The sequence below is a fragment of the Bradyrhizobium sp. Leo78 genome, assembly GCF_059512425.1.
The window spans coordinates 92,686-109,151 of sequence record NZ_JCAMOT010000013.1; the positions used below are offsets into that span (position 1 = coordinate 92,686).

The window sequence follows — 16,466 nt, forward strand, 5'->3', positions numbered from 1 at the left end:
CGTAAGGCGGAATTTCGCGGCCACAGTTCAGCGCGCCACAGATCGTCCTGGTTGGATTCAGGAACCAAGCACGCCTCGACCGGAGATACACATGATCAACTATCCAAAGCCGCCATATCCCATCCAGAAGCAATCCATGCCGGGATCCACGCAGGCTATGAAGCCTCCTCCGGACCACGGCGAGGCCACCTACAAAGGGTCAGGCCGGTTGCAGGGAAAGAAGGCCATCGTAACCGGCGGCGACAGCGGTATTGGTCGCGCGGTAGCCATCGCGTTCGCGCGCGAGGGGGCAGATATCCTGATCGCTTATCTCAACGAGAAGGAAGACGCTCAAGAAGTAAAACAACTCATCGAGAAGGAGGGGCGCAAGGCGGTCCTTGTCGAAGGCGATCTCCGAAATGCGGAGCACTGCAGGCAAGTGGTCAGCCGCGCGGCAAGCGAACTCGGCGGCGTCGATATCCTCGTCAACAACGCCGCGCACCAGGCGACGTTCAACGATATTGGCGATATCAGTGACGAGGAGTGGCGGCTCACCTTTGAAGTGAATATTCACGCGATGTTCTATCTCGCGAAGGCAGCGGTGCCGCTCATGAAGGCCGGCAGTGCAATCATCAACACGGCGTCGGTGAATTCTGACATGCCGAATCCCACGCTGTTGGCCTATGCGACGACCAAGGGAGCAATTCAGAATTTCACTGGCGGACTGGCGCAGATGCTCGCTGAAAAGGGCATCCGCGTGAACGCGGTTGCTCCCGGTCCGATTTGGACTCCCCTGATCCCATCCACCATGCCGGAAGAGGCGGTGAAGAACTTCGGCAAGCAGGTGCCGATGCAGCGGGCAGGGCAGCCGGCTGAACTCGCTACCGCCTATGTAATGCTGGCCGATCCCCTGTCGAGCTACACCTCCGGCACCACCATCGCAGTCACAGGCGGCAAACCGTTCATCTGATCTTGGGGGAACGGCCGGCGGTACCATTAGCGACCGCTGCGCTTAGGAACGCTGTCATGCGCAAGCAGTTGACGCGCCTCTAACTGGAAAGGACATCAACTGGAAAGGACATCAACTGGAAAGGACATCGACATGAAGTTGGCTACAATTGGTTTGGCTGCCGCTTTCGCGCTTTCAACGTCGATCGCGTTCGCTCAGGGAGGCGGAGGCGGAGGCGGTGGTGCGGGTGGCGGCTCCGCTGGTGCATCTGCCGGCTCCTCGTCTTCTGGAACGGGCGGTACGGCTGGCTCCGCTGGCCGCACCACGGGCAGCTCACAAGGAACGGGCACCGCAGGCTCGTCCACCGGGCCCGGCGGAGCAAACGGTACTTCCGGCGGGCCTACGTCATTGAGTGGCACTGGCTCTTCCCAGAGCGGCGGCTCGAAGCCTGGAGCCACCGACAAGCAATGAGAACCGAGGAAGCCCCGTTCATTTACGGGGCTTTCCTTTATGCATGCGGAAAAGGGCGCGCTTATACTTCCGATCCTCGCTATCCGCGATATGCAGAACGTTCTGCTCGATCAGAGCATTGCCCGCTTTGGCCCAGTCTTAGAATGCGCATGTCGCATGCGACTCTCAGGTTGTTTGGCCTCCGACAGGTGAAGGTAGTCCGGCAGGAACTCGGCCACGAGCTCAAGCTCCTTGCGCCGGCACAGGGTCACGACGCGGCCTTTCCATTCGATCAAGCCGTCACGCCTAAGCTCCTGTATGGTGCGGTTGATGTGCACAGTCGAAAGGCCGCAAATATCAGCGAGATTCTGCTGAGTGAACGGAAGACGAAACTGATCCTCCTGCAAAAGCCCTACGACTTCGAGCCGGGTCGCAAGCTCGCAGAAAACATGCGCCACTCTGGATAACGCGTCGCGCGATCCCAAGTTGGCGACCCATTCGCGGCAGACTGCGGCATCGACCAATGTCTCACGCCAGAAAGCACGCGTCAGCGTCGGAGAATTCATCAGTAGGTCGCTGAGAAAATCGTGCTGTACAAAGGCAATCGTAGATTGGCCGGCACTACATAGGTCATGGTCCATGCGCAATAGATGCAACGTATGTAAGTCCGGCATATCGCCGGGCACGTAAACTGACAGTATCTGGTTTCGAGTCCCCACAATCTTTTGACCAACAAGAAATCCGTTCATCACGACTGCGCAGTGGAATGCTCTTTCGCCTTCGCGCAAGACATACTCGCCATCAGCGAACGTCTTCACCGTCTCCGGCATGTTCACTAGCTTGCTTCGGTCGTGCTCGGACAAACCGATCGAAGCTTGCAGTCGCTCGATCAGTTTTTGGGCTGGCATTGCATTTGCTTCGGCTTTACCAGCCGCGCACGAACACCAAGGCTGTCGTGTTCAAATTGAAGTTCCGCATTGAGCCCGTTTGCTAAAGATCGCATTAGCTTAAATCCAAGTCCTCCATCGGTGGACGGATCGAAATTCTCCGGGAAACCGACCCCGTCGTCCGTCACTTCTACGATCAATGAGCCATCGTTTCTCGTTTCGCAGCGTACATTGACCTTAACCACTAGACCCGACGGATGCGCATACTTGCTGGCATTTGTCAGGAGCTCTGCGGTGATCAGTCCGACATGAAGCGCATGACGCGGGTCGATGTCGCCGTCGCAAGCGTTTTCGACCGTTAGGTCCATTCTTCCTTCCGAGCCAAGCGTGCTGATCGTTTCGGAAATTTCTCGCAAGAAATCGCCGAGTCTTACTCCGTTGCTGTTTATGGTCACAGCCAAGCATTTGTGGAGTTTCGCCATGACCTCAATGCGCGCACTGATGTCATCGAGCAACATGCAGACTTGCGGAGTCGTAAAGGTCTTGCCGCCCTTTGAGATAGTGTTGCGCTGAAGGCGAATAACCCCGCTCAAGCTAGCTAAGTTGTTGCCTATCCGGTGATCGGCCTCAGCCAGCCCGACAAACTCATGTTGAATCAGAATTGACATCTTTCTCGTCCTCCAAACGATAGCGTGCGCCTGAGGACGTTGGAAATCAACAAAACTGTAGTAAGTTCAATAGGTTATTTCCTCAAAGAAAGTCTTTGTAGCTATGACTGTTTAATCCCCGCTCGGCATTAAGTGAGTAGAATTAGCTAGGAACTTATTTTAGGCTTCATGGGTTGAAGGAGTACGCGGCTGACGGGGAAAGTCAGATGGGTGAGCTCAACAGGGCCGAGCGGCTCCAAATTATGCTGACGGGAGCGGAACTGCGGATCATCGATACGTGGCGATTCGCAAAGCGGATGCCGAGCAGGGCCGCCGCAATCCGAGAGTTGCTCAAACGGGGCTTGGCCGCCGAAGGATTTGCGGAAGCCGTAGACGGCCAGAGGTCGAAGGATTTTTCCGTTATGCCAAATAAAGCTGCCGAGTAGCTCTGGCCTTAGCCCAATATTCATGCGGCGCTTAAGGGCCCAAAGCCCGGTTGCAGTTGTGCCCCCGTTTGGTTTCGCGCGCTGGACCCCAGTGAAGAACCTGACGTTCTCGAGTGAAGTGTTGTGGGCCCACGTCAATACGTCGATGACGGGCAGTTCTGTCTTTGCTCCCGCAGCACCAATACCGCAATCATACACCTTCGCCGGGCAGAATACCGTGTCACTTCATTTCCAGGCACGGCGCAACTTCTAGCGTCGGCGGCGACGCCTATAAGTCTTGACCAGCGAGAAGGAGGCACTTTTCTATTCACGTAAATCTCCAAGACCTCTGGTGATGCTCCGCCAGAGGTTCTCTTTAAAGGAACGCTTCGCGATCGACCGTCGCCATCTTCGAGTGGATGGTCGACGATCTCGCTGGTCCTGTAAGGCTCGACGCGGATCGTCGGCTTTGGACCAGTGCGATAGCCGCTCCATTTCATGTGCGGGTTCGTGATGTCCAGCGTAGCGGTTGCTTCGATCTCAGCGCTCATCGATGCGGCGAAACGCTGTCGTTTCGGGCGGGCCTCATCTGGAAACACTAGGATGGCATGGCCTGCTTGATGCAGAGACGGCGTTGGTCAGTCAGGGCAGCTATTCCGTGTGGGGTAATAGAGCGCTGCGTCGTAGCGTGTTCCACCAGGGAGAAATGTCGGGCTGGCACATCGATCGTTATCGGCTTGAGGCGCGGATGGCGGAAACACTTGAAGTCGATGGCGTAAGTCGCGTTTTTTGTGGAGCCCGGCAGTTCTCGAGATCTGAAACCGGAATCGCCGTTGAGCTTGCTGACCGATCATCGGTGAATACGCGGCTGTTGGTCGATTGTTCAGGCCGCTCCGCTGTGACCGCAGGTCCGGCGGTGACGCTCCGTCGCCTCGACAAGCTCGTGGCCTGCTACAGTGTCTTCACGCTTGATGAGGACGTTGAGGCCATCCCGGTTACGCTTGTTGAGGCTGTGGCGATAGGATGGTGGTAGGCGCGAACGGACTTGCTACCGCCCTGTGGAGCGGAGTTCAGGCAGCCGAAAGCGTTGTCGGACTTCTTACGCAAAACGACGGGACGAAAGCGGTTCGGTATGAGCAGCAGTTCCTGCAAAGCATCGCATCGCACCTTGCTGCACAAACGGCGATGTATGCCTCCGAGCACCGCTTTATTGACGCGCCATTCTGTCAGCGACGACGAGGTCCGTGGTCGGAAAATTGATCGATGTAGTCGTTCTCAGTTGCTGAGGCGCGAAAGCCGAGTTTTCTTTTTTCACCTGGAGGATATACATGACTGTTGATTCACGCTTGCTCGCCACCGTTCTGGCTTGTGTTTTCATAGGAAGCCCGGCTTGTGCTGACGGAGCGAAGATCATCCCGTCCGTCGACGGAGGTGTGAAGCCGACCGGATCGTGGAGCGCAGGTGCTCGCGCTGGCGATTTTGTGTTTGTCGGCGGCATGCGCGGTATCGATCCTGCCACCAACAAGCTCGTTGAAGGCGAGGAGGCACGTATCCGCCAGATGTTCGTCAATATGCAGCAGATCGCCGCTGCCGAGGGTGCGTCACTAAGAGATGCGGTACGCTTGACCATCTATGTATCTGATGTCGTGCGTTTACGTCCTGTGGTGAATAAGGTGCAGGAAGATCTTTGGGGTAAAGGGCCCTATCCGCCACGTACTGTTCTCGAGGTTCGAAAGCTCGGTCAGGATGACATCGCCGAGGTCGATGGAACGTTCTATGCGCGACTGAAGAAATAGTGTCGGGTTGGTCATGGAGCGGCTTGGTCAAATGACCAAGCCGCAGACGCTTAATCAGCGGGTCCCAGGTTCGAGCCGTGATGCGCCCCCACCGAAGCAGGATCAACCACCCGCATCTGCCAACTGTCACCCGATCGTGAAAAAACTAACAAAAAGGTCATTTGAGTCGGCGTGACGTCCGAACAGATTATAAGTCGTCGCTCGTGCCCCACGGGCGTTCAGAATTTCCCATTTCCAGAAGCGCTGTCACCTCCGAAAGGGGATGGCTTCAGATCAACGCGCCGTTGACCGGGGCGGAAGACACGCGCGTTACGAAACTGGAGGAAACCATGGACGCAATGAGTCTGGATCACGACCATCATAACCATCATCACCATCACAAAGAGCAGGAGGAGGTCGCCTTCACGCAGACCAATCTGGTCTCGGATACTCCTGGCGCCGCGCCGACGATCGATCCAAACCTCATCAATCCCTGGGGCGTTGCCCACAGCGCGACCAGTCCTTTTTGGGTCTCGGACAACGGGACGGGTGTGACGACAATTTATGATGGCGCTGGAATGCCGGCCGGGCCTAAGCTTGTAACGGTCGCGGCGCTCCCCGGCCAGGACCATTCCGATCCCACTGGGCAGGTGTTCAACGGCGGAGGCGGTTTCGACATCAGCGGCCTCGACATCAACGGCAATGCAACGACGGCGTCCTCGCTGTTCATCTTCGCAACCGAGAGCGGCACCATATCCGGCTGGAATCCCAAGGTGGACCCCACAAGCTCGGTCATCGCGGTCGATAATTCGAGCAATGGCGCCGTCTACAAGGGCCTTGCGATCGGCAGCAACGATGATGGCACCTTCCTTTTCGCCGCCAACTTCCACAACGGAACGGTCGATGTCTTCGACCAGAACTTCAAGCAGGTGAACAGCTTCACCGATCGGCATCTGCCGCACGGCTATGCGCCCTTCAACGTCCAGGTTCTTGACGGCCACTTGTTCGTTACGTTCGCGCTGCAGAATGCGGATAAGCATGATGACGTTGCTGGTGCTGGCCACGGCTTTGTCGACGAGTTCGATCTGGAAGGGCACCTGCTCGACAGGGTGGCGTCGCGCGGGCCGCTCGATTCTCCGTGGGGCCTTGCGATCGCGCCCTCTACCTTTGGAGAATTCGCCAACGATCTTCTTGTCGGGAATTTTGGTGACGGCACGATCAATGCGTTCGATTTGAAGAACGATCATTTTGAGGGCAAGTTGCTCGACGCCAAGGGTGCGCCAATCACCATTGGCGATCTCTGGGCCCTCGTTCCCGGCAACGGCAGTGCCAACAGCGATCCCAACAAGATCTACTTTACGGCCGGCGTGGAGAACGAAGCGCATGGCCTGTTTGGCAGCTTGGCGGCGATCCCCGAACCGGATCGATCCACCATGTCGATGCCGGGCTCGCATCCGCACGGCTGAGGGCCGGGCCAGCGCTTAGCGATAGCGCTTGGCTTTGCGCGCTGCACGGGTGACTCAAACGAGGACGACGCACGCTTCCGCCGAAGCTTGAAGCGGCGACAACGTGTGCTTCGCCGAGGCGAATGCCTCGCCCGTTGGGTTGAAGATGGATTGGAAGGGGCCGCTCGTGGAGCTCTTGAGCGGGCAGACTTTCGGCTTGGGCACCCATAGCGCGGGGCTGGTATCCGCAGCCAGTCCCGGCGAGGGATGTCGTGCGGTGAGGAATGGCGCGGCACGCCATGGCAGTGCCGGCGGCGACGAGATTCACCCGCGCCTGGCGGCCGCGATCAATGCGGCCAGATTCCATGGCATGGAGCTCGATCCGCGCGAGTTTCCCTGTATCCATGGTGAACAAATGCCGTCCGCTGCAGCGCTTTCGGCCTGGCTGCAAAACGCCGGCATGTGGGCACGAGCGGTACGGCTGCGATGGCGTCAACTGATGCGGTTGCAGGACGCCGGGCCGGTGGTGCTGTTGTTCACCGATGGTGGCGCCGGACTGTTGGTCGGCGTGAATGCCGAGCACAATGTGGTCATCCTCAGGGATCCTCGCGCTTGCGCGAGCGAGTGCGGCATTGCCGTGGACAGGCTGCGGCTGGAGCGGGTCTGGTCAGGCGAGGCGGTCGTGCTGCGCGCGCGGCGGGGGCAGCCGGAGATTGACAGGGCGTTTGGCCTGAGCTGGCTCGCCGGCCTGGTGCTGCAGGAGCGGCGATCGCTGCGCGATGTGGGGCTTGCATCGCTGACGCTGAGCTTTCTGACGATCTTTCCGCCATTGCTGGTCATGAACGTGGTGGACAAGGTTCTGACCCACAATAGCTACTCGACGCTCGCGCTGCTCAGTGCGCTGCTCGCAATTGCAGCCGTGTTCGAGGTCCTCCTCGGCTACGCCCGTCGGCTGATCGTTCTCCTCGTTGGCATGCGACTTGACGCAAAACTGAACCTGCATGTCTTCAACCGCGTGCTGCGGCTGCCGCTTGACTATTTCGAGCGGCACCCCGCCGGCGAAACGATGCACAAGATTGTGGAAGTGTACAAGGTCCGCGAATTCCTCACCGGCAAGCTGCTGAGCACGTTCCTCGATTTGACGACGCTCATCGTATTGCTGCCATTCCTATTCTATCTCAACACCTTCCTGGCATCGATGGTTCTGGCCTGCGCGGCGTCGATCATGCTGGTTATTCTTTCATTCTTGCGGCCGCTGCGACACGTGTTCGGCAGGGTAGTTCGCGCCGAGACCGAGAAGGCATCGGCGCTAGGCGAGACCGTTTTCGGCATCAAGACGATAAAATCGCTCGCCCTGGAGCCGCAGCGCAAGGCGCTGTGGGACGCGCGTGTCGCAGATGCCGCGGCGTGGCGCCTCGCCTTCGGCAAGCTGACGAACTGGCCACAGACGATCGTCGCCCCGATCGAACGCTTCATGTCAGTCGGCATCGTGCTGGTGGGCGCCTACATGGCCCTGGCGGACAATACCGGCTATGCGGTCGGTGCGCTGTTCGCCTTCATGATGCTCAGCATGCGCGTCGCCCAGCCGCTCGTCGGGCTGGCGCGTCTGATTGAGGATTACCAAGGGGTTTCAGCCGCGATCGGCGAAGTCGCGTCCGTGCTGAATCGGTCGCCGGAGGCGGAGGCAGTATTTGGCGGGCTCCTGCCGCGATTTGCCGGCGCCATCTCGTTCGAGGATGTCAGCTTCACCTATGAAGGCACGAAGATTCCCGCGCTCGACCGCGTCACCTTCGAGGTACCGGCCGGCACGATGCTTGGCATCGTTGGGCGCAGCGGATCCGGCAAATCGACGCTGGCGCGGCTGTTGCAAGGGATCAACCGCGACTACAGCGGCTTCCTGAAGATCGACGGCAACGACGTGCGCGAGATCAATCTGCGTCACCTGCGCCAGAGCTTCGGTGTCGTGCTGCAGGAGAACTTTCTGTTCCGCGGCTCGATACGCGACAATATCATCGCCGGACGGCCCGGGTTGACGTTGGACGACGCTGTGCTCGCCGCGCGCCTCGCCGGCGCCGAGGAATTCATCGAGCGTATGCCGAATGGCTACGAGACGCAGATCGAGGAAGGCTCGCCGAACGTTTCAGGCGGACAGCGACAGCGGATTGCAATTGCACGCGCACTGATCAATGATCCGCGAATCCTGATCCTGGACGAGGCGACCAGCGCGCTGGACCCGGAGAGCGAGGCGCTCCTGAACGCCAGTCTGCTTCGCATCGCGCGCGGCCGGACCATGGTGATCATCTCGCATCGCCTGTCGTCGTTGATCGACTGTGATCAGATCCTTGTCCTGGAAAGAGGCAAGATGGTTGACATCGCGCCGCACCGCTTGCTCCTCGAACGCTGCGCCATCTACCGCCAGCTCTGGATGCAACAGAGCCGCCATCTCGACAGTCGAGGGCCATGTCATGTCGCTCTTGCCCACTCGCCAGTCCGGCGCAGCTAGTCTCACGAGCCGACCGGAGGATTCGACGCTTCCGGCGCTCCTGGAATTCCAATCGCCGACCAAGGCCATCATCGCCGCCCCTGTGCCAGTCGCGGCGCGCGGGACGATCTGGATGATCGGCAGCATGTTCGCCGCGTGCATCGTGGCGATGGGGCTGATCCCGATCGACAGGGTCGTGACGGCGCAAGGAAAGGTTGTCTCCAAGGCGCCGATGATGGTCGTGCAACCGCTGGAAACATCGATTGTTCGCTCGATCGACGTGACGGAAGGGCAAAGCGTTCATCGGGGCGACATGCTTGCTCGGCTTGATCCTACCTTCGCCGGCGCCGATGTCGGCGCGACGCAAGCCCAGGTCTTTAGCCTGCAAGCCGAGGTGGCGCGCATGCAGGCGGAGGTGGAGGACCGGTCCTTCCAATATTCCGGAGTTGATGCGCCGATGTTGCTGCAGGCTGCGATCTATGCGCAGCGCGAGTCGGAACGGAAGTCAAAGCTGGAGTCGTATCGTCAAAGGATCGATGCCCAGGCAGCCACAGCGGCGCGGTCGGCCGCGGATGCGACGGCTTTCCGCGAGCGGTTGGCCGTCGCGCAAATGGTGGAATCCATGCGCAAGAAATTGGAGGCACTGCAAGTCGGCAGTCAGCTCAACGCCTTGATCGCGACCGACAACAGGCTCGAGATCGAGCGCAGTCTGTCCACCGCCGTCAAGACGGGCGAGAGTGCCAAGGCCGAACTCGCCGCCATGATTGCCGAGCGTGACGCCTATTTGCAGAATTGGCGCGTCCAGATCGCCCAGGCGCTGTCGGAAGGATCTCGAAAACTGAGCGATGCCCGGGAATCGCTGAACAAGGCGCTGTTGCGGCGCCAATTGATCGAACTGCACGCCGAACGAGACGCCACGGTGCTGACGGTTGCCAAGGTTTCGGAAGGCTCCGTGCTGCAAACGGGCGAGCAACTGATCACGCTGGTGCCCGTCGATGCTCCGCTCGAGATCGAAGCGAACATTGCAGGGCGTGATAACGGCTTCGTCCACATCGGTGCCGCGGTAGCGGTCAAATTCGACACCCTTCCGTCGACACAGTACGGCTTGGCGTATGGAACGGTTCGCACTATCAGCGCCGACAGTTTTACCACGCAAGACAACACGAAGGCTCGCTCTGGCTCGGTTCCTGTGAACCCTGCCAACACCGAGCCCTTCTACCGTTCGCGCATCACCCTCGACCGGTTGATGCTTCACGACTTGCCGGCTGGCTTTCACATTATGCCGGGCATGCCGGTTGCCGCCGACATCAAGGTCGGCAAGCGCACCGTCATGGCTTACCTCCTTGGCCGAATTCTACCAGTGATGTCGGAGGGGATGCGCGAGCCATGAGACGCGCCGACAAAGACGCCACGAGACGCAAGAACGCGCGTACAACGCGGTTGAGTGTTCTCGATCGTGTCATCAGCCTGCTGTCGTCATCGGCGGCAGTGCGGCGCGCAATTCACCTGAACCAACAGTCCCGCATGACGCGGGCCTTCATGCTGTTCGCCCGTGCCGCCGTCGCTGGCAGCGCAGAGGCCGAATACCGGATCGGCCGCTGCTATCTGGACGGTTCGGGCGTCCCGGCCAGCGTCACGGAGAGCGTGCGCTGGCTCGCGCGCGCCGCGGCTCAGGATCATGTTGAGGCCGAGTGGTTGCTCGCCGTGCTGCACATCCACGGCTCCGGCACCGCAGGGAATCGGCAAGCCGTTGCAGGCAGCTCCTCCGTAGCAGGCCTGTTCTCAGGCGAGGTGGCGCTAGAGCCCGACTTTGTGGCGGCGGAAAAATGGGCGCGGCGGGCAGCCGAGCATGGCTCCGCAGACGGACAGGCTGTGCTCGCCTACATCCTGACCTCCGGCCCGGAATCGATGCGCAACCTGGAGGAGGCGCGCCGGTGGTATCAGCGCGCTGCGGAAGCCGGTTGTCCTCAGGGCGCGCTGGGATACGCACAGTCGCTGGCGCCGTCGGTCACCGATGACGAAGGGCGGCGCAAGGTGGTCGAAAATCTCCGGCGTGCGGCACAGGCAGGGTTGGTACCGGCGATTTATCTGCTTGGTGTGATGACCGAACGCGGGGTCGGAACGGAACGCGACCTCGCGGTCGCGGCCGAGCTCTACCGGCAGGCGGCCGTCAAGGGCCATCGCTCCGGCCAGGCAAGCTGGGGACGCGCACTGATGTGCGGGCTTGGAGTCAAGCCAAACCCGGCAGAAGGCGAGTCGTGGCTGCGCAGGGCGGCGTTAGCTGGTGATCCGGATGCGGCGGCGCTTGTCGGCGACTTATACGTCAGGGGCGGCTCGCTGCCGCCCAACTACGCAGAGGCGGCGATCTGGTTCCGTCGTGCGGCAGAGGCCGGCCACCACACGGCGGCGCGGGCGCTTGGCTTGCTTTATCTGACCGGCGCCGGGGTGGCGCGCGATCCGAGAGAGGCGGCGAGCTGGCTCCGGATGTCCGCTGACGCCGGCGATCTGCAGGCCCGGGTGGATCTCGCGAACCTTCTTCTGCGAGGTGTCGCTGATGGGAACCCCGAAGATCTGGCTAAGGCGCGCCATTGGCTCGAGCAGGCAGCCGCGGCCGGCGATCTGGTGGCGGCACTCAACTACGGGCTCTGTCTGGCGGATGGCGTTGGCGTTGAGCGCGACGAGTGGCAGGCGACGCAGTATCTGCGCCGAGCGGCTGACGAAGTCGCGAACGCGCAGTACTGGTATGGCCGCATGCTTGTCGATGGACGTGGCATCGAGGCAAACGCCGAAGCGGGCCGCGCCTGGATTTCGCGCGCCGCCGCGGTCGGCATCGCCGACGCCGAAGCGGCCCTGGCGGAAATGATGGTGAACGGCCGGGGTGGACCGCGCGATCCTCTCGCGGCAACGGTGTTGTTCGAGAAGGCTGCCGGCAAGGGTCATGTTGGCGCCATGTTCGCGCTAGGCTTGCTGAATGGCGGTGGATATGACGTGCCGACCGACCGTACGGTCGCGCAGCACTGGTTCCGAGCGGCCGCTGAGCGGGGGCATGCGGAAGCTCAGAAAATGCTGGGTCGATATTTAGCGCGCGGGCTGGCCGGCGAGCGCGATCCGGAAGCGGCACGTCTATGGCTAGGGCGTGCGGCAGCTCAGGGGCTGGCGGACGCAGAGCTCGATCTCGCATCCATTCGCCCCATGCTGCCGACGCAACCATGCGAACGGGCACGTCATGTCACGGATCTCGCGGATCACTGATGCAGCCTTAAACAGTCTGCGCGTGAAAAATCGCTATACGTATTTTAGGTATTATTATACCATTGCCGGGGCAATTCACCGAGTGCACCGCGCCACCACTGATCGACTGAGCGGCCGGCCAAGCGTCTAGCACTAGCAGTTCGCCCTATCGAGCAAAGCCACGCCGGCACACTCGATCCAATTGTAAGGCTGAACGCGTGAATCGAACCGCGGCTACTGCGAATGGTCAGGCTTCGTACCCACTCGATCCCACCAATGTCCTAAATGATTGGTCGTCTCCCAAGTGCTTGCGGAATTGTCCACCAGCGGCGGTGTTAGTGCATTGACGTCTCAATGCGACCGACACAATCCCGAAGCCCGCAACCCGCGGTGGAGGTGATGTCATGCCGAACTGCGCGCGTCGTGTTCTCGTCATCGAGGATGATTGGTGGACCGCCAGGGAGCTTGGTAGCTGCCTGGGTGCCGCTGGCTATGACGTCACGATCGCGTCCGACGGCGAGAAGGGGCTAAGCTTTGGTCGCGCCGCCGAATATGTCGTGATGACCGTCGATCGCATTTTGCCGGGCATCGACGGGATCGAAGTCATCCGCCGTCTCAGGCAAGACGGAATCGGGACTCCCGTATTGATCATCAGTGTGCTCGGTGCAGTTGCTGATCGCGTGGACGGTCTGCGTGCAGGCGCCGACGACTACCTCGTGAAGCCGTTCGCCTGCGCAGAAATGCTTGCTCGTGTTGATGCGCTGTCGCGGCGTGGCACTTCTGTTCACCAGGAAACCGTACTGCGGGTCGGCGATCTGGAGATGGATCTCGTGGCTCGAACCGCGTCCCGGGCCGGCCGACAGATCGGGCTAAGGCCCCGGGAATTCAGACTCCTGGAGTATCTTGCTCGCCATACCGGCGAAGTCATCACTCGAAGTCTGCTGCTGCAGCACGTCTGGGGTCTGCATTTCGATCCTGCGACGAATCTTATTGATGTCTACGTCGGACGTCTGCGAAGAAAGATCGACAGCGAACAAGCCTATCCAATCATTCATACAGTTCGCGGTGTGGGATTCTGTGTCCGGCCCTCTGCTTGAGACTTCACAGTTGGGTCTCGGACCGAGGTCGAGGTGTACGACCTACACCAGCCTTTTCACGCGCGATCCCGTGGCGCAGCACCTCGATACCTGGAATATCTGAAGGCGGTGAAGGCAACTCGTGCTCAAAGCCGTTTGCTTTGCCTACGAACGTCAATCGAGCGCTGGATGGCACTACCCGGATCGCGCCACCGGATGCTTCAGCGCCTCCAACGATCAAAGAAAGGCTTAGCCCGAGCCCGCGAGCAATCTTGCCCGCGATCGGAATAGTTCGGCTTTCCTCTTTCAACTTTCGACAGCCTCGCGCGGCTGATGATCCGCGCGGCCGGATCACACTTGACTTCGTGAGTCTCGCCGATCGCCTCCGCCGTATCGCCGGAAGCTCTCGACCTTCAAGACCTCGACGACAGCGCTATGTCGTTAAGGTGCTCCAAACAATCGCTCCAGGTAGGGATCAGTGAGGCCCGTTGCGGCGGCATCATGTCAGCATATCTTGCGCAAGAGGTGCAAGTTTACCTCTTCAAGGCTTGATACAGCGCCGCGCATCAAGCACCGAAATCGATGACTAGTTTGGGATGAGACGACGCCTTTCGAGTAAACGACGGCGTTTAGCATTGGGTGACACTAGGTCCGTAGTCGAGGCGTGTCACAATACCGTCTTGCGCAGCGTCGTAAGTTGGGAGGAGTTTCTGATTGACCGGCGTCTGGTTCAATTCGTAACGGATCGACCCGCAGCCATCCGTGAGTCTCGTGTTTGCCTAGATGAACCAGCATTTCATCAACATCGTCAGCTGGTGGAAGTGTGTGATCACACGGGATCTTGCCGTTGTTGTCGCGCATTCGATGATGGTTTTGGCTCTGTCACATGCATCGCCGGCGGGAGCGACTTCCTTCGACATCCCCGCGCAACCTCTGGCGTCTGCCATAGACGCGTTCTGCGCGGCGACCGGGACCGAGGTGTATTACGACGGCGCAGCGGCGATCGGACGGCGATCTTCTGCGGTCACCGGCGTCCTTGCGCGTGACGATGCTCTCAGGGACCTGCTCGCAGGGACAGAACTCGTCCCACTGCGCGCGCGCGAAAACAGCTACCTGCTGATTCATCCCGGCGACGATACGGCGCATGCGTTCGCCACGGCACGGATCGCCCGGGATGGCCAATATCAGCGCTATTTCGCCGTGGTGCAAGACGACATCCTGCGCATTCTGTGCCGGTATCCCGACACGCGTCCCGTGAGTTATCGGCTGGTGATCAAGCTGTGGATCAGTTCGTCGGGATTGGTGCAGCACGCAGAGCTCGACGGATCGGCCGGCGAACAGGCAAGTCACCGGATGCTGTTGGCGACGCTTGGCAAGTCACGCATGACCGAACCGCCACCGGCGCAGATGCCGCAGCCGATCACCATGGTTGCGCTGCCGGGAGCAGCGGCCGATGCGAGGCTCTGCGCATCACCCGTCGACCAGAAGGCCGGGCGCTAGCATGTCGGTGCGCGAGACAGCGGGCGCGTACGATGCTCGCGGGACAAGGGTCCAGAGTCGCGATCCCGCATGACCCACAGCAGCCGCGCCGAATTGCGCCGTTTTTTGACACTCTGCTATGATGATTTGCGAGCCAGGTTGGCCCGTCGATTGAATTCGGTGGAGCTTGCCGGTGACGCCTTGCAGGACACGTATATGGAGCTTTGCCGGGGCGCGGATCTGCCGCCGGTGCGGCAGCCGCGCTCTTACTTGCTGCGCATGGCCAAAAATATCGCCCTGAGGAAACTGCACTCGGAAAAATACACGGTTTCGCTCGATGACGCGAAGAACGCCTTCGACATTGCCGATGAAGCGCCCGGTCCCCAACGAAGCCTGGAAGCGAAGATCGAGCTCGAAGCCTTTCAACAGGCGATCCGGGAATTAACCCCGCGACGGCGCGCTATCCTGCATGCAGCGCGCGTTGAAGGAAAAACCCTGCACGCAATTGCAGTACAGTTAGAGATATCACAAAGATTGGTTGAGATCGAGTTGAAGCATGCGTTAGCCCATTGCGCGCTTCGTCTGGATCGGCAACTCGTGCAAAGATTCGGCCCTCAGCCCGTTCAGCAATCGCATGGACAGGAGGCCAACAAGCGTATTGATGACAGGGATGACCGATAGCCCACGCGAAAAGCTGGACCGGATCGAGCGCGAAGCGCACGATTGGCTGGTCCGTTTCACCTCGGGGGAGGCAGGACCTGCTGACGTGCGGGACGGCAAGGTGTGGATCGAGTGTGATCCGGCGCATCGCACCGCGTTTATGAAGGCCGCGCGGATGTGGGAGGCCTTGGGGCCGGAGGCGTTTGAGGGGAAACGCCCGGCCGCGCGGACGTTCTCCTCTATCTCGATGTCACGTCGTGCCGTGCTCGGCGGCGGGGCCGCCGCCATCGCCGCGAGCGCAGCATATCTCGTCGTGCAGCCGCCGCTCGGCCTCTGGCCATCCTGGTCGGAATTGGCGGCCGACTATCGGACGCACACCGGCGAGCGGCGGCGTATTGTGGTGGCCGACACGACCTTCGTCGAGATGAATACCCAAACCAGCATTGCGCTGCGACAGGTTGCGAAGGAGGCCGCGGGGATCGAGCTGATCTCGGGCGAGGCGCTGGTCGCGACGCCATCCGGCGCGGGGCCGGCCTTTGTCGTGACGTCCAGTCAAGGCCAAACCAGCGGAATTGGAGCGAAATTCAACATACGGAATGATGGGCACGCGGTTTGCGTGACCTGTGTCGAGGGGAACGTTCAGGTCTCGTACGGCGCGGCGACAGCGTCGTTGCGCGCCCGCGAGCAGATCACCTATGATCGATCGGGCTTGGGCAAGCCCGCGTTCGTCGATGCGGCGATCGTGACCGCCTGGCAAGACGATCTGTTGATCTTCCACTCCAAGCCGCTACGTGAAGTCATCACCGAAATCAATCGTTATCGTTCCGGAAAAATCATCGTCGTGAATTCTGCGCTCGGCGCGCGGCTGTTCAGCGCCAATTTCCGGGTTCGCAACGCCGATGCGGTCCTCGAGCAAGTCGAGAAACTGTTTGGCGCGACCGTCACATCCTTGCCGGGCGGCATCGTCCTGCTGAGCTAAAC

14 protein-coding genes are annotated in these 16,466 nt (G+C 60.3%); 12 read left to right on the top strand and 2 right to left on the bottom strand.

Annotated features, from left to right (window positions below):
• Window positions 1-91 precede the first annotated feature (91 nt).
• Entirely contained in the window at window positions 92-949 is an 858-nt protein-coding gene (locus AC5ZG1_RS18670) for an SDR family oxidoreductase (RefSeq protein WP_496133707.1), read from the top strand.
• Window positions 950-1,509: 560 nt separating this feature from the next.
• Here the strand turns inward: AC5ZG1_RS18670 and AC5ZG1_RS18675 are convergent.
• Window positions 1,510-2,286 carry a Crp/Fnr family transcriptional regulator gene (locus tag AC5ZG1_RS18675; RefSeq protein WP_496133708.1) on the bottom strand — a complete coding sequence of 259 codons (777 nt, stop codon included), beginning with the start codon at window positions 2,284-2,286 and terminating at the stop codon, window positions 1,510-1,512.
• Complete coding sequence (locus AC5ZG1_RS18680; RefSeq protein ID WP_456641220.1) at window positions 2,268-2,933, bottom strand: sensor histidine kinase; 666 nt, start codon at window positions 2,931-2,933, stop codon at window positions 2,268-2,270. Before AC5ZG1_RS18680 ends, AC5ZG1_RS18675 begins: the two co-directional genes overlap by 19 nt.
• Window positions 2,934-3,139: 206 nt before the next feature.
• On the opposite strand from AC5ZG1_RS18680, the gene AC5ZG1_RS18685 reads away from it, so the two are divergent.
• The 11 genes from AC5ZG1_RS18685 to AC5ZG1_RS18735 all read left to right on the top strand — a co-directional run bounded on the left by AC5ZG1_RS18685 (window position 3,140) and on the right by AC5ZG1_RS18735 (window position 16,464).
• Window positions 3,140-3,358, top strand: a complete 219-nt coding sequence (locus tag AC5ZG1_RS18685; protein ID WP_456641219.1) for a hypothetical protein — start codon at window positions 3,140-3,142, stop codon at window positions 3,356-3,358.
• Window positions 3,359-3,971: 613 nt separating this feature from the next.
• Entirely contained in the window at window positions 3,972-4,370 is a 399-nt protein-coding gene (locus AC5ZG1_RS18690) for an NAD(P)/FAD-dependent oxidoreductase (RefSeq protein ID WP_496133709.1), read from the top strand.
• A 295-nt stretch (window positions 4,371-4,665) separates the two neighbouring features.
• A complete protein-coding gene (locus AC5ZG1_RS18695; protein ID WP_496133710.1) occupies window positions 4,666-5,133 on the top strand; it encodes a RidA family protein in 468 nt (155 codons plus the stop codon).
• Window positions 5,134-5,462: 329 nt separating this feature from the next.
• Window positions 5,463-6,578 carry a TIGR03118 family protein gene (locus tag AC5ZG1_RS18700; RefSeq protein WP_456641215.1) on the top strand — a complete coding sequence of 372 codons (1,116 nt, stop codon included), beginning with the start codon at window positions 5,463-5,465 and terminating at the stop codon, window positions 6,576-6,578.
• Window positions 6,579-6,681: 103 nt separating this feature from the next.
• Window positions 6,682-9,060, top strand: a complete 2,379-nt coding sequence (locus AC5ZG1_RS18705) for a peptidase domain-containing ABC transporter (RefSeq protein WP_496133711.1) — start codon at window positions 6,682-6,684, stop codon at window positions 9,058-9,060.
• On the top strand, window positions 9,023-10,429 hold the full coding sequence (locus AC5ZG1_RS18710) for an HlyD family type I secretion periplasmic adaptor subunit (RefSeq protein ID WP_496133712.1): 1,407 nt from the start codon (window positions 9,023-9,025) through the stop codon (window positions 10,427-10,429). Before AC5ZG1_RS18705 ends, AC5ZG1_RS18710 begins: the two co-directional genes overlap by 38 nt.
• A gap of 134 nt (window positions 10,430-10,563) precedes the next feature.
• A complete protein-coding gene (locus AC5ZG1_RS18715) occupies window positions 10,564-12,291 on the top strand; it encodes a tetratricopeptide repeat protein (protein ID WP_496133713.1) in 1,728 nt (575 codons plus the stop codon).
• A gap of 383 nt (window positions 12,292-12,674) precedes the next feature.
• On the top strand, window positions 12,675-13,367 hold the full coding sequence (locus tag AC5ZG1_RS18720) for a response regulator transcription factor (protein WP_130222713.1): 693 nt from the start codon (window positions 12,675-12,677) through the stop codon (window positions 13,365-13,367).
• A gap of 762 nt (window positions 13,368-14,129) precedes the next feature.
• Window positions 14,130-14,846 carry an STN domain-containing protein gene (locus tag AC5ZG1_RS18725; protein ID WP_496133714.1) on the top strand — a complete coding sequence of 239 codons (717 nt, stop codon included), beginning with the start codon at window positions 14,130-14,132 and terminating at the stop codon, window positions 14,844-14,846.
• A 69-nt stretch (window positions 14,847-14,915) separates the two neighbouring features.
• Window positions 14,916-15,506, top strand: a complete 591-nt coding sequence (locus AC5ZG1_RS18730; RefSeq protein ID WP_496133715.1) for an RNA polymerase sigma factor — start codon at window positions 14,916-14,918, stop codon at window positions 15,504-15,506.
• Complete coding sequence (locus tag AC5ZG1_RS18735) at window positions 15,496-16,464, top strand: FecR family protein (RefSeq protein ID WP_496133716.1); 969 nt, start codon at window positions 15,496-15,498, stop codon at window positions 16,462-16,464. Before AC5ZG1_RS18730 ends, AC5ZG1_RS18735 begins: the two co-directional genes overlap by 11 nt.
• Window positions 16,465-16,466 lie beyond the last annotated feature (2 nt).